General features: G+C 66.9%; 19 protein-coding genes. 4 read left to right on the top strand and 15 right to left on the bottom strand.

All coding sequences use genetic code 11. The features are described from left to right. Positions 1-89: 89 nt before the first annotated feature. From pstS to OX958_RS32140, 5 genes are all read right to left on the bottom strand, one after another. A complete protein-coding gene (pstS, locus tag OX958_RS32160; RefSeq protein ID WP_270133964.1) occupies positions 90-1202 on the bottom strand; it encodes a phosphate ABC transporter substrate-binding protein PstS in 1113 nt (370 codons plus the stop codon). 224 nt (positions 1203-1426) lie between these two features. Next, on the bottom strand, positions 1427-2701 hold the full coding sequence (locus OX958_RS32155) for a hypothetical protein (protein ID WP_270133963.1): 1275 nt from the start codon (positions 2699-2701) through the stop codon (positions 1427-1429). Between the two features lie 126 nt (positions 2702-2827). Next, complete coding sequence (locus OX958_RS32150) at positions 2828-3301, bottom strand: bifunctional nuclease family protein (RefSeq protein ID WP_270133962.1); 474 nt, start codon at positions 3299-3301, stop codon at positions 2828-2830. Between the two features lie 162 nt (positions 3302-3463). Further along, entirely contained in the window at positions 3464-4345 is an 882-nt protein-coding gene (locus tag OX958_RS32145) for an NUDIX hydrolase (RefSeq protein ID WP_270133961.1), read from the bottom strand. A 10-nt stretch (positions 4346-4355) separates the two neighbouring features. After that, entirely contained in the window at positions 4356-6515 is a 2160-nt protein-coding gene (locus OX958_RS32140) for an RNA degradosome polyphosphate kinase (RefSeq protein WP_270133960.1), read from the bottom strand. A gap of 67 nt (positions 6516-6582) precedes the next feature. Here OX958_RS32140 and OX958_RS32135 point away from each other — a divergent pair, with 67 nt between their 5' ends. Next, positions 6583-7656, top strand: coding sequence for an alpha/beta hydrolase (locus tag OX958_RS32135; protein ID WP_270133959.1), 1074 nt, complete (start codon positions 6583-6585; stop codon positions 7654-7656). Between the two features lie 3 nt (positions 7657-7659). On the opposite strand, the gene OX958_RS32130 is transcribed toward OX958_RS32135, so the two are convergent. From OX958_RS32130 to mshD, 5 genes are all read right to left on the bottom strand, one after another. Further along, positions 7660-8580 carry a PKD domain-containing protein gene (locus tag OX958_RS32130; RefSeq protein WP_270133958.1) on the bottom strand — a complete coding sequence of 307 codons (921 nt, stop codon included), beginning with the start codon at positions 8578-8580 and terminating at the stop codon, positions 7660-7662. Between the two features lie 14 nt (positions 8581-8594). After that, on the bottom strand, positions 8595-9212 hold the full coding sequence (locus tag OX958_RS32125; protein ID WP_270133957.1) for a DUF6318 family protein: 618 nt from the start codon (positions 9210-9212) through the stop codon (positions 8595-8597). Between the two features lie 31 nt (positions 9213-9243). Continuing rightward, positions 9244-10143: a PKD domain-containing protein gene (locus OX958_RS32120; protein WP_270133956.1), complete on the bottom strand. Its 900-nt coding sequence runs from the start codon at positions 10141-10143 to the stop codon at positions 9244-9246. Continuing rightward, positions 10140-10760, bottom strand: a complete 621-nt coding sequence (locus tag OX958_RS32115; RefSeq protein WP_270133955.1) for a DUF6318 family protein — start codon at positions 10758-10760, stop codon at positions 10140-10142. The genes OX958_RS32120 and OX958_RS32115 overlap by 4 nt, the downstream gene beginning before the upstream one ends. 167 nt (positions 10761-10927) lie before the next feature. Next, complete coding sequence (gene mshD / locus OX958_RS32110) at positions 10928-11860, bottom strand: mycothiol synthase (protein WP_270133954.1); 933 nt, start codon at positions 11858-11860, stop codon at positions 10928-10930. A 118-nt stretch (positions 11861-11978) separates the two neighbouring features. On the opposite strand from mshD, the gene OX958_RS32105 reads away from it, so the two are divergent. Next, positions 11979-13754 (top strand): bifunctional metallophosphatase/5'-nucleotidase, encoded by a 1776-nt coding sequence (locus OX958_RS32105; RefSeq protein WP_270133953.1) that lies wholly within the window; start codon positions 11979-11981, stop codon positions 13752-13754. A gap of 178 nt (positions 13755-13932) precedes the next feature. Here the strand turns inward: OX958_RS32105 and OX958_RS32100 are convergent, their stop codons facing one another. Together OX958_RS32100 and OX958_RS32095 are read right to left on the bottom strand one after the other, a co-directional pair. Then, entirely contained in the window at positions 13933-14238 is a 306-nt protein-coding gene (locus tag OX958_RS32100) for a hypothetical protein (RefSeq protein ID WP_270133952.1), read from the bottom strand. A gap of 126 nt (positions 14239-14364) precedes the next feature. Continuing rightward, complete coding sequence (locus OX958_RS32095; protein WP_270133951.1) at positions 14365-15075, bottom strand: winged helix-turn-helix transcriptional regulator; 711 nt, start codon at positions 15073-15075, stop codon at positions 14365-14367. Between the two features lie 160 nt (positions 15076-15235). Between OX958_RS32095 and OX958_RS32090 the strand changes: the two genes are divergently transcribed. Then, positions 15236-15475, top strand: coding sequence for a MoaD/ThiS family protein (locus OX958_RS32090; protein ID WP_270133950.1), 240 nt, complete (start codon positions 15236-15238; stop codon positions 15473-15475). Positions 15476-15915: 440 nt separating this feature from the next. Beyond that, positions 15916-17289, top strand: a complete 1374-nt coding sequence (locus tag OX958_RS32085; protein ID WP_270139187.1) for a hypothetical protein — start codon at positions 15916-15918, stop codon at positions 17287-17289. On the opposite strand, the gene OX958_RS32080 is transcribed toward OX958_RS32085, so the two are convergent. Genes OX958_RS32080 through OX958_RS32070 form a run of 3 tightly spaced genes read right to left on the bottom strand, consistent with a single transcriptional unit; the run spans position 17252 to position 19100 of the window. Next, entirely contained in the window at positions 17252-17863 is a 612-nt protein-coding gene (locus OX958_RS32080; RefSeq protein WP_270133949.1) for a hypothetical protein, read from the bottom strand. The genes OX958_RS32085 and OX958_RS32080 overlap by 38 nt on opposite strands. Beyond that, positions 17860-18480 carry a hypothetical protein gene (locus OX958_RS32075; RefSeq protein WP_270133948.1) on the bottom strand — a complete coding sequence of 207 codons (621 nt, stop codon included), beginning with the start codon at positions 18478-18480 and terminating at the stop codon, positions 17860-17862. Before OX958_RS32075 ends, OX958_RS32080 begins: the two co-directional genes overlap by 4 nt. After that, positions 18477-19100 carry a hypothetical protein gene (locus OX958_RS32070; RefSeq protein ID WP_270133947.1) on the bottom strand — a complete coding sequence of 208 codons (624 nt, stop codon included), beginning with the start codon at positions 19098-19100 and terminating at the stop codon, positions 18477-18479. Before OX958_RS32070 ends, OX958_RS32075 begins: the two co-directional genes overlap by 4 nt. Positions 19101-19124: the final 24 nt, after the last annotated feature.

Below are 19124 nucleotides of genomic sequence, written 5' to 3'. Positions count from 1 at the left end.
GGGTGGCAAGCCGGCGAGCCGAAGCCCCGGCCGTCCGTTTTCCGGAACGACCGGGGCTCACAGCACGCCGTACTACGGGTGTCGCTGGATCAGCTGATCGCCTGGATGGCGGCGTCGACCTTGGTCCGGATCTCCTCCGGCAGCGGCGCGTACTTCAGCTCGGCCAGCGAGGACTGGCCGTCGGCGCTGGCGAAGTACGACAGGAAGCTCTTCACCAGTGCGGTCTTCTCGGCCGGCAGGCCCTTGGTGCAGGCGATCTCGTAGGTGACCAGGATGATCGGGTACGCACCCGGCGCCTTGGTCGCGTAGTCGAGCTTCAGGGCCAGGTCGCTGCCGCTGCCGGCCGGCTTCGCGGCGGCCAGCGCCTTGCCCGCGGACTCGGCGGACAGCTCGATCGGGCCGGCGCCGGTGTCGACCTGCGCGACGCCGAGCTTGTTGTCGACCGCGTAGCTCCACTCGACGTAGGTGATCGAGTTCTTGGTGCTCTTCACGCCTTCGGCGACACCGGCGGACTTCTCCTTGCCGGCACCCGTGCCGGTCCACTTCTTGGCCGGCTTACCGGTCCACGCACCGCCACCGGCGGCCTCGAGGTACTTGGTGAAGTTCTCCGTGGTGCCCGACTCGTCGGAACGGAAGAAGACGGCGATCGCGGCCGACGGCAGCGTCGTACCGGGGTTCAGCTTGGCGATGGCCGGGTCGTTCCAGGTCTTGACGGTGCCCTGGAAGATCTTGGCGGCGGTCGCGCCGTCCAGGATCAGCTTGTCGAGGCCGTCGACGTTGTAGGCGATCGCGACCGGGCCGATCACCATCGGCAGGTTCACGGCCGGGTTGGTCGCGCAGCGGGTCGCGGCCGCGGTGGCCTCTTCCGGCTTCAGCGCGGAGTCCGAACCGGCGAAGTCGACCTGGTTCGCGTTGAACTGCTTGATGCCCGCACCGGAACCGGTCGGGTTGTAGTTCACCGTGACGTCGGCGCACTTCTCGTTGTACTTGGAGATGACTTCTTCGATGGCGTTCTTCTGCGCCGAGGATCCCTCGGCGTTCAGGGTGCCCTTGGGGCAGTCGCCGCCACCGGCGGACGAGCTGGTGCTGCCGGGGTTCGCGGAGCCGGATGGTTCCGGATCGGAGCCACACGCGCTCAGAGCGAGGACACCGAGGGATGCCACGGCGACGGTGCCGACGCGGAGCAGGCGATTGACGGACACGAGAGTGTTGCCCTTCTGCGGGATTCAGACTAGTTGAACTTCCACAGACGGTAGGGAGGGCAGATGACCGGGTGGCTCGTGCAGGGTGAACGAGCGGTGAACGGTTCCGGTAGCGCTCGCGACGCCTGGCGTGCCGTCAGGAGGCCAGCAGGTGAACTGAGTTAGTGGCCGTGACGCACCGTGACCAAAAAGGCTGTTGGGTCACGGTCCGAAGTCTCAGCGCTTCACCGTACGGTGAGTTTGAAGGCCTTGCTGGTGGTCGCGACGATCGGGAGACCGTTCATGGTCATCTTGGGCACGACCACCCGCCAGTACCGCGTGGTGCCACGGCCCGCCGCCTTGAAGGAGTAGGTACCTACGCCCTTGGTGAGCGGGACGTAGGTCGAGTGGCGCCAGACCTTGCCGTCGTACGACTGCAGGCTGGCTTTCACGGTGCCGGCCGGAAGAACCTTGACGGCGAGCTTGACGACCTGCCCGACCTGCGCGGTGTTGGTGGTGAAGCCGACGGTGGCGAGGTAGGCCTGGGTTGCCGAGTAACGTGCCGAGGTCGAAACCGCCGCACCGACGAACCAGCGGGAGTAGTCGCGGGTCTGCCACGCGGGCACGTACAAGCGGTACTCGCGGCCACCTGAGGTAGGGAAGGTGCGGGTGAAGGTGCTGTACCCGGTGTAGGTGCCGATTGTCTTCCAGGGCTTTGTTGCGTCGGGGCGTGCTTGGAGCTGAGTGGGCGGCATCGCGCTGCTGAAGGGGCAGGAGACGGCGAGGCATTCCCGCGGCTCAGCGGTCGCGGTGAAGGAGATTGGTCGCTGGAACTGTCCGACCGGCGAAATCTTCAAGATGGCCGTCGTCGCGCCCTGGACCACCGCTTGATCGCTGGAGGTCTTGCCCCACTCGTTCGTAGCGTTGACCGATGTCGCCTGGGCAGCGATCGCCGCCGGCACCGTCGCGGTGCTGGAGTCGATCGGAACCGGGTAGGTCTCCCCGGCCGTACTTCGGAACCCGACGTCCAGCGTCTCCTCCGACAGTGGACGGTCAAGCGGGTCGTTCGGCGTGGCGTCGGCCGGAATGGCCCGCGACCAGCTCAGCCGAAGCGATCGGCCGGGCAGCGACTCGGCGCCGACGATGACCGCCTTGGCCGCACGCTGCGTGTCGAACCACACCGACGGCGTCCGGGCAGTGGTCACGCCGCCGTCCGACGACTCCACGGTGACACGAGCCCTGTCCTGCCAGACGAACTGGCTGGTGTCGAGGACCACCTCGTTGCTGCCACCGGCGTCCTGCGCGACGAGGAACTGGTTCAACCGCGGCAGATCCGGATACTCGACCCTGACCAGGTTCTTCTCGCCGCTGTCCTGCCAGCTGACCCGAAGCGTCTTCTTGGCGAGATCCGCCCAGCCGATCTGAACCTCGGTCGGCGCCGGACCCGCGGCCAGAGCAGGCACCTGGTGGATTGCGAGCAGAGCAACTGCCACACCGGCAGCGATGAGTGTCTTGCGCATGGTGAGGTCACTCCCAGGAGAAGGATTCCTGGCGAGTGAGCCCCCCGGCGCCGCCAGTACGTCGGGGTGCAACCTAGCGCACGCGGTACGGCGTACTGAAGCCTGCTTGCAGCTTGTTGCGACGCCTCAGCTGGAGAAGTCCTCCGGCGCAACGCCGTCGAGGAAAGCGCGGAAGCGCTCGAGCTCGGCCTGCTCCTCCTCCGGAGTGGCCACGCCGGCTTCCTGCAGCACCTGCTCGGTGCAGCGGATCGGCGTACCGAGACGGACCGCGAGGGCCACCGAGTCGCTCGGGCGGGCCGAGACGCGGGCGCCGTTGCCGAGCACGAGTTCGGCGTAGAAGACCGCGTCGCGCAGCTCGACGATCTCGACCGCCTCGACGGTGACGCCGAAGGCCTCGACCAGGTCGCGCATCAGGTCGTGGGTGAGCGGCCGGGACGGGCGCAGGCCCTGTTCCTCGTAGGCGATCGCGGTCGCCTCGACCGAGCCGATCGAGATCGGCAGATAGCGGTAGCCCTCGGTCTCGCGCAACATCATCACGGGCGCCCGGTTGGGCGACTCCATCCGGATCCCGATCAGAGTGAGCTCTCGCATCGTCGTCATGGCCCCGACCTCTCCGTGAGCCGGCGCCCGGTGGGACGCCTCGGTAGGAACATACCCGCCCTGACCAGCGTCATCCGGCAGTGCCCGCGGCTGTTTGGTAACTGTGCTCCGACTGTGAGCGTCGCAACGGGTCTCGCCGGGCACGGCGGGCAGTGGCCGGCCTCAGGGCGCGCGGAAGCGCTCGTAGACCAGCCGGCCGTCTTCGAGCTGGTGGGCGACCAGGAAGGCGCCGGGGGAGAACTTGCCGACCTTCAGACCGAGTGCCTTCGACAACGCGGGCAGTACCGGCCGGTGCGAGCAGACGACGGTCACCTTGCCAGGCTGCCAAGCGCGCCCGACGATGCTCTCGACACCTGACGGGTCGGCCTTGTAGCCGCGCTCGGAGATCTCCGGGTGCACGTGGATCTGGCGGCCGAGCTCAGCGGCGTACGGGGTGATGGTGGTGAGGCAGCGCTCGGCATCGCTGCTGCGGAGTCGGTTGACGCCGAGAGCGGCCAGTACGTCGACCAGTCGCTCCGCCGTGGCGTACCCGGCCTCCGACAGCGGCCGGTCGGTGTCCTTGCCGTCCCAGTCCTTGCGCTTGATCGCCTCGGCATGCCGCGCCAGCACCAGCGTCGAGACGACCGGCGTGAACTCGGCCAGCGCGTCCAGGATCTCGACATCACGCGGGTAGCTGAGCCTGCGCCGCGCCTTGTCGACCGGCAACCACTCCAGCTTGTCGACCTCGTGATTGGGCACGAACTCCTGCTCGGGCCCGGTCAGCTGGGCCGACCAGTAGTGCACCATCTTCGGTACGACGGCGCCGTTCTTGCGGACGTCGTACCGCTGGATGCCGAGCGGCGGGCCGAGCTGAACCCGCTGACCGGTCTCCTCCTCGATCTCCCGTCGAGCCGCCGACAGGACGTGCTCGCTCGGAGTCAGCTTGCCCTTGGGCAGGGACCAGTCGTCGTACCGAGGGCGGTGCACCAGCAGGATGCGCCGGCCGTCGCGGCCGTCCCGCCAGACAACACCGCCCGCAGCGATCACGGTCGCCGGACTGCTCACGGTTTCAACCTTAGGTAATGGGGTCCGCTTGCCGACGGCGCCCACGCGTGGAGATCAGCCGCTCCTGCAGATCGCGCAGTGGCTTGCCGTCCGCATCGGTCAGCCGTGCCTGCCAGGTGTCGTCGGGCTGCAGCCACCAGGAGCCGGTCCGCTCGTCGAAACCGAGGTCGAACAGGTCCCGGAGTTCGGTGACGTGGTCCTGCTCCTTCAGCTGCACCAGTACCTCGACCCGGCGGTCCAGGTTGCGGTGCATCAGGTCCGCCGAGCCGATCCAGACCTCCGGCTCGCCACCGTTCTCGAACCAGAACACCCGGCTGTGCTCGAGGAAGCGGCCCAGGACGCTGCGGACCCGGATGTTGTTCGACAGTCCAGGCACTCCCGGCCGGATCGTGCAGATGCCGCGGATCCACAGGTCGACCGGTACGCCGGCCTGCGAGGCGCGGTAGAGCGCATCGGACAGGGCCTCGTCGACCAGGCTGTTCACCTTGATCCGCACCCGGGCCGGGCGACCTGCCAGGTGGTGCTGCACCTCGCGCTCGATGCGGTCGAGCAGGCCACGGCGTACCGACTGCGGGGCGACCAGGATCCGGCGGTAGCCACTCGACCGGGCGAACCCGGAGAGGTGGTTGAACAGGTGCGCGACGTCCTCGGTGACCACCTTGTCGCTGGTCAGCAGACCGAGGTCCTCGTACAGGCGAGCCGTCTTGGGGTGGTAGTTGCCGGTGCCGATGTGGACGTAGCGGCGGAGGCCGTCGGGCTCCTCGCGCACCACCATGGAGAGCTTGCAGTGCGTCTTGAGCCCGATCACGCCGTACACGACGTGGCAGCCGGCATGCTCGAGCTGACGGGCCCACTTGATGTTCGCCTGCTCATCGAAACGCGCCTGGATCTCCACCAGGACCAGCACCTGCTTGCCGGCCTCGGCGGCGTCGATCAGCGCGTCCACGATCGGAGAATCGCCGCTGGTCCGGTACAGCGTCTGCTTGATCGCCAGCACGTGCGGATCGGCCGCAGCCTGCTCGATGAAGCGCTGCACGCTGGTGGAGAACGAGTCGTACGGATGGTGGACCAGCACGTCGCGCTGCTTCAACGCGTGGAACATGTCGGCCGGGTTGGAGGTCTCCACCTCGGCCAGATGCGGGTGGGTGGACGGGACGAAGGCCGGGTACTTCAGCTCGGCCCGGTCCAGCGCGGCGATCGTGAACAGTCCGCGCAGGTCCAGCGGACCCGGCAGCTCGAACACCTCGGCCTCGGTGACTCCCAGCTCGGACACCAGCAGGTCGCGAACCTTCGGGTCGATCGACTCCTCCACCTCGAGCCGGACCGGCGGACCGAACTTACGCCGCAGCAACTCCTTCTCGAGTGCCGCGAGCAGGTTCTCCGCGTCGTCCTCCTCGACCTCGAGGTCCTCGTTGCGGGTGACCCGGAAGGTGTGGTGCTGGGTCACCTCCATCCCCGGGAAGAGCTGGCCCAGGTGCGCGGCGATGACGTCCTCGAGCGGAACGAACTTGCCGTCGGCGACCGTGACGAACCGCTGCAGCAGCGGCGGCACCTTCACCCGCGCGAAGTGCTCGCCGCCGCTGTCGGGGTTGCGGACGACGACGGCCAGGTTGAGCGAGAGGCCGGAGATGTACGGGAACGGGTGCGACGGGTCGACGGCCAGCGGAGTCAGTACGGGGAAGACGCGGTCGCGGAAGAACCGGGTCATCGTCTCGCGCTCGTCGGTGCTCAGCTCGTCCCAGCGGAGGATGTCGATGCCCTCCTCGACCAGCGCGGGCAGCACCACCTTGCGCCAGGTCTCGGCCTGCCGGTCCATCAGTTCGCGGCTGCGGTTCAGGCTCCGGTCGAGTACCTCACGCGGCAGCAATCCACTGGCCGCGCGGACGGCGACCCCGGCCGCGATCCGCCGTTTCAGACCGGCGATCCGGACCATGTAGAACTCGTCCAGGTTGCTGGCGAAGATCGCCAGGAACTTGGCGCGTTCGAGCAGCGGTACGCGGTCGCTCTCGGCCAGCTCCAGCACCCGCTGGTTGAACGCCAGCCAGCTCAGTTCGCGGTCCGAGAACCGGTCGTTCGGGAGATCGCCGGCCTCCGTGATGTCGTACGGGGGTTCGACGTCGTACTCCCGGTTGTGCGACGCCAACAAGTCTCCAGCCACGTCCACCAGCATCCCATCCTCGGGTGAACAGCAGGTGGCCTAGGTGGCCCGGCGGCCTTTCTTGCTAGCGTCACTCCTTGTGAACCGACGAGTGGACACGTTGCTCCGGACAGCCCTGGACGCAGTGCAAGGCAATGCTCTGAAGCCTGTGACGGCGCTGCCCACCGCGGTCCGCAGGCGGCTGGCCGGCGCCCCGATCCAGATCGACGGCAACGTTCTGGACCCGGAACTGCAGCTGCTGATGCGCATCGACGGACTGTTGCCGAACACGACGAAGCAGTCGGTCGCCACCGCCCGCGCGAACCTGCTGACGATGTCCAAGCTGGTCGCCGGTCACCCCCGCGAACTACTCCGAGTGACCGAGCTCACGGTTCGTGGCGCGGACGGCCAGCTCGGCGCGCGCCTCTACGTACCCCGCAGCGCCCCGACGTCAGGCGGCGGACTCCTGGTCTTCTTCCACGGCGGCGGCTGGGTCGTAGGAGACCTCGACAGCCACGACGCCTACTGCCGCGCTCTGGCCGACGACGCCGGCATCCGAGTACTCGCGGTCGACTACCGGCTGGCTCCCGAAGCTGAAGCCCCCGTCGCGGCCGAAGACGCCATCGCCGCGTTCAACTGGGCCCTGGAACACGCCGAAGACCTGGGCGCCGACCCCGCCTACGTAGGCGTCGGCGGCGACAGCGCCGGCGGCAACCTCGCCGCGGTGGTAGCCCAGCAGTGCGTACTGCGCGGGTTCGCCCCTCCCGCCCACCAGATCCTGATCTACCCCGCCCTGGACCTGGTAGGCCGCCGCCCCAGCCGAGACCTCTTCGCCGAAGGCTTCTTCCTCAGCGACCCGGACATCCTCTGGTACCGCGCCCACTACACCCCCGACCCCGCCATCCGCCCCAGCCCCCTGGTCTCCCCGCTCCTCGCCGAAGACCTCACCGGCCTGGCCCCCGCCATCATCGTCACCGCAGGCTTCGACCCCCTCCGCGACGAAGGCAACGAATACGCCACCCGCCTGACCGCCGCCGGCGTCCCCGTCACCCACACCTGCGAACCAGCCATGGTCCACGGCTTCGCCAACATCCTCGCCCTCCCCGGCGAAACCCGCGCCGCCCAATCCCGCCTGACCGACTCCATCCGAGGGGCCCTCAACCCAGCAGGCTGACGACTACCGCACCGGCTCAACCAACACAGGCACAGCCTCCCGAACCAGCAACGCGGTAGCAGGCCCGGTAATCGGCACGGTGCCCTCGACGTACTGCCAGCCAGTACCAGCAACGTTGAACCGCGCCGCGTAACTGGTCGTGAGGGTCAGACCCACCCCACCCTTCTTCAGGTACTTATGCGTGATGTCCATAGCCGGATAGGGCCGGCCCGGCGTCGTCGTGGTCTTGGACGCCCCGTCACCGAAGCTCCACATGTAGCTCATCGGCATCGCCTCGACGACCACCGGAAACCCCAGAACAGTCACGGTCTGCGTGTAAACCCTGCTCTCGTCGGTGTAGACGATCGTGTCCTGATTGACCAACGTCCGCCCGACCGGCTGCACCTTCACCCCAAGCTTGGGAAACAACACGTTCTTGCTCTCAGCCAGAACCTGCCCCCACTCCACGTCCTGAGGCAACGGAATCCGAACCGCCACCGCCCTGCTCGGAATAGCCTCAGGCAAGTTCGGCTGCTCCGGCGTATCCGGCCGATCATCCTCAATAGCTGGCAGGCACCTGGTCAAGTTTGAAGTATTCCCGCCAATGTGCCCACAGATTCCGATATTGAGGCGAAAGGGGTGGATAGGCGCGTTCTTTGGTGTGGTTTTGTTGCGACGAGAAGACGACTTTTTAATTTCTGCCTGGCTCTTCTTTTCTTCATCTTTGATGTTCTTCCCGTGCTGCACTCGCTTAGCCTGCGCAGCTGTCACGGTCAGTCCCCACCTACGCTTTTTGGCCGTCGCGTTTGGTGACGGGCTCGGGTTGGGGTCAGCAGCAGGTCGGGTGTGCGCCGACGCTTGGCTCGCTTCAGCGATGTCTTCGAGTAGCGCTGCGGGCAGCACCCAAACAAGTGTTGCCGCCACGGCCAGCGCCGATGTCTTCACCCACCTGCGCCTATTCATTCTTTGATCTGCATTTCATACATTACCCAGTTCCCGGCACTGGATGAGAGCGTGAAGTCCATGGCGCCGGTGCTGGCAGCCTGCGGGGTAACTGGGGCGCCCGGGGTGGCTCGCTCCTGATAGGTGCCAGTTTTCAGTGAGGCCAACCCGCCGAGGCGGCCGGCTTTGTCTTTGTAAATCTCCTTGACCTCGATCAACTGATCCTTGAAGTCACCTTGGAGCCCTCCGTTCTTGGCGTTGGTCTGACGCGCGTAGTCCGCTAGACCTTTACAAGCGATGCAATCCTTCTCGCTCTCCGACAGGAAAGGCGCCGGGTCGCCAGTGATGTATGAGTAGTTAAGGAGCTCGATGTAGTAAGCGATGAACGCTTCGCCAGCCGCGAGACTGGAGCCAACTGCAGCCGGTGGACGCGTCGGCGCGGAAGTTGGAGAGGTTGCCGAGGAGGTGCTGCCGGTTGAGGGCGCTGCGCTCGTCTGGGTAGGCGTCGCTGTCTGGGACGGTGGTGCCGTGTTCGGCCGACCTGCCTCCGGGCTGTCGTTGTTGCAGGCTGTCAGTAGAGCAGCGCAGAGGCAGGCCGAGATGAGTGCTCTGGTCTGCCTGTTGCGGGTAATCACGTTTGTCGCCTTTCGTAGTCTGCTCGGCCGGTCAGTTTTCAGGTTCGACCAGGACCGGCACCGCCTCCCGAACCTGCAGCGTGGTCGTAGGCCCAGTGATCGGCACAACCCCATCGACGTACTGCCACCCGGTGCCGGCGACATTGAATCGGGCGCCGTAGTTCGTGGTGAGAGTCAGCCGCACCGCAGCTTTCTTCATGTACTTGTGCGTGATGTCCATGGCTGGATAGGGACGCCCCGGCGTTGTCGTCGTCACCGACGTACCATCGCCAAAGCTCCACGTGTAGCTCAACGGCGTCGCCTCGACCACGACAGGGAACCCGAGCAACGTCACGGTCGTCACGGACACCCTGCTCTGATCGGTGTAGACAATCGTGGCCTGATTGACCAACGTCCGCCCGACCGGCTGAACCTTCACCCCGAGCCCAGGAAACGCCACGTTTTTGACCTCACTCAGCACCTGCGCCCAAGTAACGTCTTCAGGCCGGGGTATCCGAATCGCGAGGGCCATACTCGGCGTTGCGCTCGGTAGTTCGGGTTGTTCTGGCCGGTCGTCCTCTATGGCTGGCAGACAGCGGATCAATGCCGGGGTGTTTCCGCCAGCGTGTCCACAGATGTTGACGTGCAGTCGAATCTCTTGAGCCGGAATTCGTTGTTTGTCGTTGGTCGACCTGCCTTGACGAGGCCGCAAGGGGTTGTGTTCTGGAATTTCTCCAGTGTTACGCCGCTCCCGCTCCAGTTGCGCCTTGCGGTCTGCGGATAAGGAGAGCCCCCACTTGTAGGTTCTACCGCCGACTGTGGGAGGAGGCGGAGTGACCTGCGAGGCATCGGTGATCGTGCCCGCCGTGCTGTACGCCGGGATAGTAATCGTGAGGCTGGCAACGACCAGAGTCGCGGCGACAGCTGAGGCGACTAGCCCGGCGCGGGTCACTCGTTGATCTCCATCTCGTACATGAGCCAGTTGTTGCCGCTTGGAGACAAAGTGAAGGCGAGAGTCGCGGACGCCGCCGGTCTGGCGACAGGTGTTGCCGACGGAGACAAGCGCTCGGTATAGGCGCCGGTACTAACCTTCGCCGTGCCGGCGACCTTCCCGTTGCCAGCCTTCACGATCTCCTTCACCTCAACGAGGCGATCGAGATAGTCGCCGCTCAAGCCGCCGTTCGATCCGTTCGACACTTTCAGATAGTCAGTGATGCCTTTGCAACCAAGGCAACCCTTGTCGCTCGCGGCCAGCAGATATTGGACGTCGCCGGTGGCGTAGGCATAGTTCTGCAAGGAAACGAAATAGCCGATGAAGGCTTCTGCAGACGCAAGCGTCAGGCCAGTCGCGGTGTCAGGCCGCTCGGGCGGCGCGGTCGGCGTCGGACTAGTGGTCGGCCTGGATTCGCTGGGAGCGCTCGCGGTCGATGTTGCGCTTGATGACGGCGAAGGCGGCGGCGCGGTGTTTGGCCGGCCTGCGTCTGGGCTGTCGTTGTTGCAGGCGGTCAGTAGGGCGGCGCAGAGGCAGGCCAGGGTGGAGATGGTGGCTTGCCTGTTGCGGGTAGTCACGTTTGTCACCTCTCCGTAGTCGGTCTGATCGTAACCGGCGGCGGGAGCGGGGTGGGATGTCAGTTGATGCAGTTGTGGATAAGTGGTGGTGAGGCCAGGAGCCGCCCGGCTGGGGGGAAATGGCTCGGACGGCTCCTGGTTGTGAGTGGGACGCGCGGCAGGGCGCGTTATGACGCGGAGTTACTGGGGGAATCGTTTGTGAAGCCGTTCACAGGTGCGAACTGGACGTCCAGGGCTGCGGTGGTGAAGCCGAGGTTGGTGTAGAGGCGGTGGGCGGCGGTGTTGGTGCCGTCTACGTAGAGGACCACTGATGAGAGCGAGCGGTCGTCCTGCAGGTGGCGGATGCCCTCGAGGGTGAGGGCCTTGCCCAGGCCGCTGCCTTGGTGGTCGGGGGAGACGCCGACTACGTAGACCTCGCCGAAGGGCTCGTCGCCCTCGTCCTCGTGGATCTTTGTCCAGTGGTAGCCGGCGATTGAGCCGTCGTCTGTCACTGCAAGGAAGAAGCCTGCTGGGTCGAACCAGGGCTGCTGTAGCCGGTCTGCGAGGTCTGCCTGGGTCCAGCTGCCCTGTTCGGGGTGATGGGCGAAGGCTGCGGCGTTTACGGCGAGCCAGCCGCTGTTGTCCTGGCCCGGTACGAAGGTGCGCACCGAGATCCCCTCTGGCCAAGCAGCCGCGGCTACCGGTTCGCTGGGGCGGCGCAGGAAGTACAGCTCCCGGGTCACAGTCAGCCCCAGGCGTCCAGCGAGCTCATCTGAGCCAGGGAGGCGCCCGTGGGCCCACACGCGCAGCTCCGGGCCGCCGTGGTCAAGCAGCATCCGCAGCAGCGCAGTACCGAAGCCCCTACGCCTGTACGCCGGGCCAACCACCAACTCGGCCGACCCGTCTGGGCCCAGCGACGCGTAGCCGGCCAGCTCGGACGAGCCTGGTTCGCCGGCGTACGCGAGGAGATGCGCGTCACCTGGATGCTCCCCGTCCAGGTGCAGCAAGGTGTGTTCGGACAACGGGTTGACCCCGTCGCTGTGAGCAGCCGAGCGGGCGAGCTCGGTGACGGTGGCGGCGGTGGCCGTGGGCAGCGGTGAGGGAACGACTTCGAGGGTCACCCCGATACCGTAAAAGGTCCTGGTGAGTTCATCGTCGAGACCTTGGTCAGCCGCGCCGTGGCAGGGTAATTTTCGGGAACCGCGCACCAGCGGTGATCGAAACGACGACGGAGAAGACATGGCGTTCACAGGACGAGACAAGAAGTGGCTGAGGGGACCCCGGGCTGTTGCCCTGGTGGCCGCCGGCGCCGCTGTGGTGCTCGGCTTGGCCACGGGGGGAACCGTGACCCAGGCTGCGCCGGCCAAACCCCAGCCGACGCACACCCAGATCCAGCTGCTCGCGATCAACGACTTCCACGGAAACCTGGCCCCCAACCCGGCGACCAGTTCCAGCGGCAACGTCAACGGCGTCCCGGCGGGCGGCGCGGAGTACCTCGCGACCAAGCTGGAGGCGCTGCGGGCGTCGGCCGACGCGCAGGGCCAGGACACCGCGACGGTGGCTGCGGGTGACCTGATCGGCGCCTCGCCGCTGCTGTCCGCGGCGTTCCACGACGAGCCCACCATCGAGGCGATGAACGAGATGGGCCTGGATGCCACCTCGGTCGGCAACCACGAGTTCGACGAGGGCTACAAGGAACTCCTGCGGATGCAGAAGGGCGGCTGCCTGAACGACGGCGACGGCCAGAACAACCAGAACTCCTGTCCGGACCCGAAGGCGAAGTTCAAGGGAGCCGACTTCGACTACCTGTCGGCGAACGTGTTCTACGAGAACACCGGCAAGACCCTGTTCGCGCCGTACACGGTGAAGAAGTTCCGCGGCGGTCAGAAGGTCGCCTTCATCGGCATGACGCTGGAGAACACGCCGAACATCGTCACGAAGGCCGGCGTCGAGGGCCTGTCGTTCAAGGACGAGGTGGAGACCGCCAACGCGCTGGTGCCGAAGCTGAAGAAGGAAGGCGTCGAGGCGATCGTCGTGCTGCTGCACGAGGGTGGCCTGCCGTCCGACGCGCGGGCGTTCAACAGCTGCCCGGGGATCTCCGGCCCGATCACCGACATCGCCAAGACACTCGACCCGGCGATCGACGCGATCATCTCCGGTCACACGCACGCGGCGTACAACTGCTCGATCAACGACCCGGCCGGCAAGCCGCGGCTGGTCACCAGCTCCGCTTCGTTCGGCAAGATCGTCACCGAGGTGCGGCTGAGCATCAACCTGGCCACCAAGGACGTGGACCGGCTGAACACGCTGGCGAACAATCACATCGTCACCCAGGACGTGCCGAAGGACCGGCAGCTGACCAAGCTGATCACGAAGTACCAGGGCCTGGTCGCGCCGATCGAGTCCAAGGTGATCGGTCACATCACCACGCCGTCGGTGGTGAAGACGGTGGACGACTCGCAGGAGTCCCCGCTGGGCAACCTGATCGCCGACGCGCAACTGGCCGACCCGTCGACCGTCACCAACGGCAAGACGCCGGTGGCCGCGTTCATGAACCCGGGCGGTATCCGGGCTGACCTCGCGTCGAACGGAGGCGCGGTCACCTTCGGCCAGGCGTTCACGGTGCAGCCGTTCAACAACTTCCTGGTGTCGATGGACATGACCGGCACGCAGATCAAGGCGCTGCTGGAGCAACAGTTCTCCGGCGTCAACCAGGCGGCGAACAAGGTGCTCCAGGTCGCCGGCATCACCTACACCTACAACCCGGCCGCGGCGCCGGGCGCCAAGGTGGTGGCGGGCTCCGTCAAGATCGCGGGCCAGCCGCTGGTGGACGGTACGACGTACCGGATCGTCACGAACAACTTCCTGTCCGACGGCGGTGACGGCTTCCCGGCCTTCACCACGGCGACCGACAAGTTCTTCGGCGGCCTGGACATCGACGCTTTCGCCAGCTACCTCGCGGCCAACGACCCGTACACCCCGGGCCCGACGGACCGCATCAGCATCGGTTCTTGATCCGAGGGTCACAGCTCCGCCGCCCGACCGTCTCGCACGAGGCGGTCGGGCGCTGGAGCCGGCTCGACACGGGTGAAGTCCCAGGCGGAGCGGTAGCGGCGGAGTCCCCAGGCAATGCGGTAGTGGCGCTGACGTGTGACTGCCGCGAACTCAATGCGGTCGGGCGCGATCTTCCTCGTCAGAGGATGAAGTTCAGAACCACCAAGGCGAAGGCAATGCCGGTGGAGAGGGCCGCGGGGGCCGAGCCGAGGCCGTGGCGCAGGGCGCTGGCGAAGACGGCGAGGGTCAGTGGAACGAGCATGATCTGCAGCGTCAAGCCGGCTGCGTGCACGCCGACGTGGGAGCGGGCGGTGAGGACCAGACCGAGGATGAGCGCGAAGGTCAGGCCGAGCCAGGTCGTGGGTTGGACCGGACCGTCGGTGCGATCGACGCGATGTGAAGCGCGAGCACCTCGGCGGTGCGAAGTCGGAGCAGCGTGCGCCATCGGTCACCTTCCGTGAAAAAGACCGAATACGCAACGTAGCAGTACGAATACGCTGTGAGTCAAGCTGGAATTTCGTCCAGCTGGATCAGTCCGGAATTCCTCCGGACGAAACACGGGTGGGCGAAATCAGACTTTGACGTCCGCGCTTTCGCGGTCCTTGGCCGGCGGGATGACGAAGCGGTAGCCGACGTTGCGGACCGTGCCGATCAGGGATTCGTGCTCGGGGCCGAGCTTGGCGCGCAGACGGCGTACGTGGACGTCGACCGTGCGGGTGCCGCCGAAATAGTCGTAGCCCCACACCTCCTGCAGCAACTGCTCTCGCGTGAACACGCGGCCGGGGTGCTGAGCGAGGAACTTGAACAACTCGAACTCTTTGTAGGTGAGGTCGAGCGCGCGGCCGTTGAGCTTCGCCGTGTACGAGGCTTCGTCGATCACCACGTCGCCGCTGCGGATCAGCGAGGTGTCGGGGTCCTCGTTGCGGGCGGCGGCCAGACGGCCGATCACGAGTCGCAGGCGGGCTTCGATCTCGGCCGGGCCGGCGGTGTCGAGCAGGACGTCGTCGGCGCCCCAGTCGGCGTTCACGGCGGTCAGACCGCCTTCGGTGACGACCAGGATCAGCGGTACGCCGATGCCGGTGGTGCGGATCAGCCGAGCGACTCCGCGGACCGTGACCAGGTCGCGGCGGGCGTCGAGGAGGACCGCGTCGGCGTCGGGGGCGTCCACGAGGGCGGCGACCTCGGAGGGCAGGATCCGGATCTGGTGTGGCAGCAGAGCGAGCGACGGCAGCACCTCGGTGGAGGCCTGCAGTGCGTTCGTCAGCAGAAGCAACGTGCTCACGCTGTCTCCTTGTGCGGGTAGTCGGGTCTCTGGTGAGAGATCCGGTCCTTTTGCACGTCAGGCCCCAGCGGCGTCATTGCCGGGGGCCCGAGACACACTGGATGCAACAGCAAGCTGACATAATAGCCGAAGACTTAACCGATTAGTTAGGCCCTCCCAGATGCCGGAAGTGACCATCAGGTACTTCGCCGCCGCTCGCGCCGCGGCGGGCGAGTCGACGGCGACCGCGCAGGCTGCCTCCGTCAAGGAGCTCGTGAGCACGGTTTCGGAGGGCAAGCCGGAGCTGGCCCGGGTCCTCGGGATCTGCACCTTCCTGCTCGACGGCGAGCGGGTGGAGCTTGACGCCCGCCTGAACGACGGGGCCTTGGTCGACGCTCTGCCGCCCTTCGCCGGCGGCTGACCGACGCCACTCGCTGCACCGGCACCGGCACCTGCGCTGCACCGGCACCTGCGCTGCACCGGCATCCGCGCTGCACCGGCACCAGCGCTGCACCGGCACCAGCACTGCACCGGCACCAGCACTGCACCGGCACCAGCGCTGCACCGGTGTCGCGCTCGGCGCGCACTGCGCTGGTCGGCCGCACAGCATGGCTAGCGCTGCGCTGGTCGCCGCACGGCATCAAGCTTGCTGTCGCCTGGCGCAAGACCGTGTGGCCTCTGGGTGAAGCGGTTTGCTCGGTGCAGCGACGCCCTGGTCTTGTTCGAACCGGACCGTTCACCGCCCGAGCCGGCGAGACTTGAGCGAACAGCATCCTGCGGCATCAATCCGCCGTGAAGTTGTCCACAAGCGACAACGCCAGGCGGGGAACCCGTGGGCCGGTAGATTGCGCGGTTGTGGCGATGGAATCGGGGACGTTGCTCACTACGGTGGGGCGCGCGGGGGCTTTGTTCGGGAAGGCCTGGCCGCGGTTGCTGGCTGTGTTTCTGATCGCGCAGCTCGTGCATCGGGGGCTGCAGTGGGTGGCAGTGCAGGCCGGGGCGAAGGCTGAGGCGGCTGGGATCGCCGTGCTGGCGTTGCTGGTGGTGGTTTCGCTGGCGATGTACGTCGCCATGTTCCTCGTACTGCGAAGCGAACTGCCCTTCCACCGCCGTGCCGTGGCCGAGGGGATGCTGGCGCCCGACGGTGTCGAGCCGGGCAAGGAGCATCGGCCGATCGACGCGTTGGCGGCGGCGTTGTTGCCGTTCCTCGCTTTCTACGCGGCCTACAAGTTTCTCCAGGCCGAGGCGCTCGACTACGAGTACCAACTGGCTGTCCACAAGGTCAACGAGACTGTCGCGACCGTTCTCAACGGCGGCACGGTCGCGGCGCAGCCGTCCGGGCTGCAGGCGCTGTCGACCTGGCTGTTCATCGCCCTGGGGCTGACGGCGTACGTGCTGCGGTTCTTCTTCAAGCGGAAGGGCAAGAACACCGGCGGCCCCGTACGCCGGTTGTTCGTCACCTATCTCGAGGCGCTCTGGATCTTCGTGGTCGTCTACCAGGCGTCCTCGTTCATCCCGTCGCCCAAGGCCTGGCTGAAGGAACGCCAGGTCGCCGCCTGGGTGCGGGACGGATACCTGTGGCTGCTCGATCACCTGCTCGGGGTCGAGAAGATCCGGGAGATCTGGGACACCGTCACCGGGTTCGTTGCCGCAGGCATCGGTGACCTGTGGAGCGCGGCCGTGCTGCCGCTGATGTGGATCACGATGACCGCGGTGATCTACGGCCGGGCGGTGCACAAGGCCGACAAGCCCGAGCGGCGCTGGCGATTCGACCGGATCACCAACCGCTGGCAGCAGACGCCGAAGCTGGTCCGGGTGGCCGGCAACTCGATGGTGTCGGACTGGAAGGACCGCTGGACGCCGGTCGCCGACGCGTTCCGGCTGGTGGTCCGTTCCGGGCTGCGGCCGATGCTCGGCTATTTCCTCGCCTGGGCAGTGGTCACGTTCCTGGCCAGTGAGGTCTGGGTCTTCCTCAAGTACTACGTCCTCGGGCCGCACTCGCTGCAGTTCTGGCTGGTCGTGGACGAGCCGCTCAGCCTGGTCACCGACGGGCTGAAGATCATGCTTCAGGTGAGCTTGCTGGCGGCGGCGTACGACCGGATGATCGGCGGCCTGGCCGGCTACCTCAAGACCAGGACCCACGCCGCCCACGCGTCCGGGCCGCAGGAGGACAAGGGCGTCGCGGATTTGACCGCCGCTACCTCGGGAATGCCAGATACTCAGGCAGCCGAGTAGCCCACGTCATCACCGGCTCCACCGAGGAGGCCACCGCGGTCGGCACGATGAAGACCGCGACTGTCTCGTACGGCTTCCCGGCCGTCGGCTTCAGGTAGTACGGCGCGAGCTTCGGGTCCCGGAAACTGGCCGGTTTGTCGTCGTAGCCACCCGTGCAACCGGTCGGCCGGTCCTGGAACTCGTTCTCCAGGTTCGACTCGTCCCAGATCCGCCCGTCCGGCGCCCGCAGGTGCACCCGGCAGCCGCTCACCGACTCGAGCTTCTTCAGATCGTCCACCTGCAGCCGGAAGTAGACCCGCACGCGAGTCGTCCCCTCCGGCAGCGCACTCGGTACGGCGGTCGACCGGGTCGGCCGCGGATCGACCTCGACGCTCGCGGCGAACCAGGTGGCATCCGCGTACGACGTACCGCCCGCCGCGACTCTGACCGCGTCGCGCGGCTCGGCGTCGTACCAGGACTTGAGATCGGACCGCGTCGTCCACCAGCCGGTCAGCGGCACGGCGACGACCAGGGAGAGCAGCGCCACCCCGTTCTTCCGAAACCAGCCGGGCCGGGCCCGGCGAGCGCTGCTCATCGCGCGTCCGCGGCGTTCAGGATCGCCACGTCCTTCCGCGCCCCGTCCAGCTGGTCCTTCTCCACCCCGAGCGGGATGGTTGCCCTCGGCTCCAGATCGTTCATGAACTGCTTCTCCATCACCAGCAGCACCGACCCCGGCAGCTGATCGGCGGGCATCTCCACCACGAACGACCCCCGGGCGGGGATGTCCGGCGCGAGCTGGAACCCGGTCAGGTCCACCTCGCGCAGGCCGGACCGGTTCGCGCCCAGGTAGACGGTCCCGTCAGCGGCCTTGATCGACACGTTCTTCAGGTAGAGCGGCTCGCGCTTGGCCACCGCCACAGCCTCCACGACGACGAAGTCGGACAACGTGTCGCGATCCGGCGCCGACCGCGGGATCCGCAGCTTCTTGCTGACCTGGACACCGCTGACGAGCAGCTCGAACCGCGGCGTCTTGACCGCCTTGCCGACCACACCCTTCACCGCAACCGGCTCCTGGATGTCCTTCTGCGTCGGCGTCAGCCGATAGAGCCCGATGATCGCCACCAGCACGACCAGCACCAGCCCGATGTTCAGGACTCTGCGCCGGCGCCCGCGCCCGGCTGAGGCGGCCTGCTCCAAAGGAGGCGCGGTCATTTGCTGTTGTCCTTCACCTTGACGCTGCCCTCGGCCGCGACCTCGCCCGGATTCCACTTCTCGTGGGCGTCCAGCAGCGACGACTCGACGTGCTCGTAGTGCCGCACGGTGAGCTCCACCTCGGCCGGCAGAGCAGTGGCCTTGGGCAACTTCCAGACGTAGGCGACGTCCTCGCCCTGCTCCGGTGTCAGCACCGGGTCGCGCGTCTCGTCGCGGAGGTTGGTGGTGCCCAGCGGTGGTTGGTCGTCCTTGATCCCCGGTACGCCGATCAGCCGGATCAGGTCCGTGGGCGGCGTAGCGCCGGTGTCGTCGGTCACCTTCAGCTTGGTCACCACGGCGATCAGCGCGCCACCGTCGTCCGGGGTGAACAGCGGCTTCAGGTCCTTGACCGTGACCACCCGCTGGATCGTCACCTCGAGCCGGCCGCTGTCGATCGCCGTACCGGCCGCCACGCGCGGAGTCTCGTCCGCAGCCTTCTTCAGGCCGCCGAACGCCGCCGAGACCGCCAGCAACAGCACTCCCGCGCTGATACCCCAGGTCTTCAGCGGCCAGCCGCGCACCTTCATGTCCTGCAGTGCCGGCAGTTCCTCGCCGTCACCGCTCCCCGTTGGTTCCTGCACGCCCGAAGCCTAACCACCGAAAGG

It is taken from the genome of Kribbella sp. CA-293567, assembly GCF_027627575.1.
Classification (GTDB): Bacteria; Actinomycetota; Actinomycetes; order Propionibacteriales; family Kribbellaceae; genus Kribbella.
This window is presented reverse-complemented; position numbering and strand designations above follow the sequence as displayed.

Bases quoted from the DNA above. Each gene is read 5' to 3' on its own strand.
- OX958_RS32155 (WP_270133963.1), bottom strand. From the start codon at position 2,701: ATGCGCAAGACACTCATCGCTGCCGGTGTGGCAGTTGCTCTGCTCGCA.
- OX958_RS32150 (WP_270133962.1), bottom strand. From the start codon at position 3,301: ATGACGACGATGCGAGAGCTCACTCTGATCGGGATCCGGATGGAGTCG.
- OX958_RS32140 (WP_270133960.1), bottom strand. From the start codon at position 6,515: ATGCTGGTGGACGTGGCTGGAGACTTGTTGGCGTCGCACAACCGGGAG.
- OX958_RS32105 (WP_270133953.1), top strand. From the start codon at position 11,979: ATGGCGTTCACAGGACGAGACAAGAAGTGGCTGAGGGGACCCCGGGCT.
- OX958_RS32100 (WP_270133952.1), bottom strand. From the start codon at position 14,238: ATGGCGCACGCTGCTCCGACTTCGCACCGCCGAGGTGCTCGCGCTTCA.
- OX958_RS32090 (WP_270133950.1), top strand. From the start codon at position 15,236: ATGCCGGAAGTGACCATCAGGTACTTCGCCGCCGCTCGCGCCGCGGCG.
- OX958_RS32085 (WP_270139187.1), top strand. From the start codon at position 15,916: ATGGAATCGGGGACGTTGCTCACTACGGTGGGGCGCGCGGGGGCTTTG.
- OX958_RS32080 (WP_270133949.1), bottom strand. From the start codon at position 17,863: ATGAGCAGCGCTCGCCGGGCCCGGCCCGGCTGGTTTCGGAAGAACGGG.
- OX958_RS32075 (WP_270133948.1), bottom strand. From the start codon at position 18,480: ATGACCGCGCCTCCTTTGGAGCAGGCCGCCTCAGCCGGGCGCGGGCGC.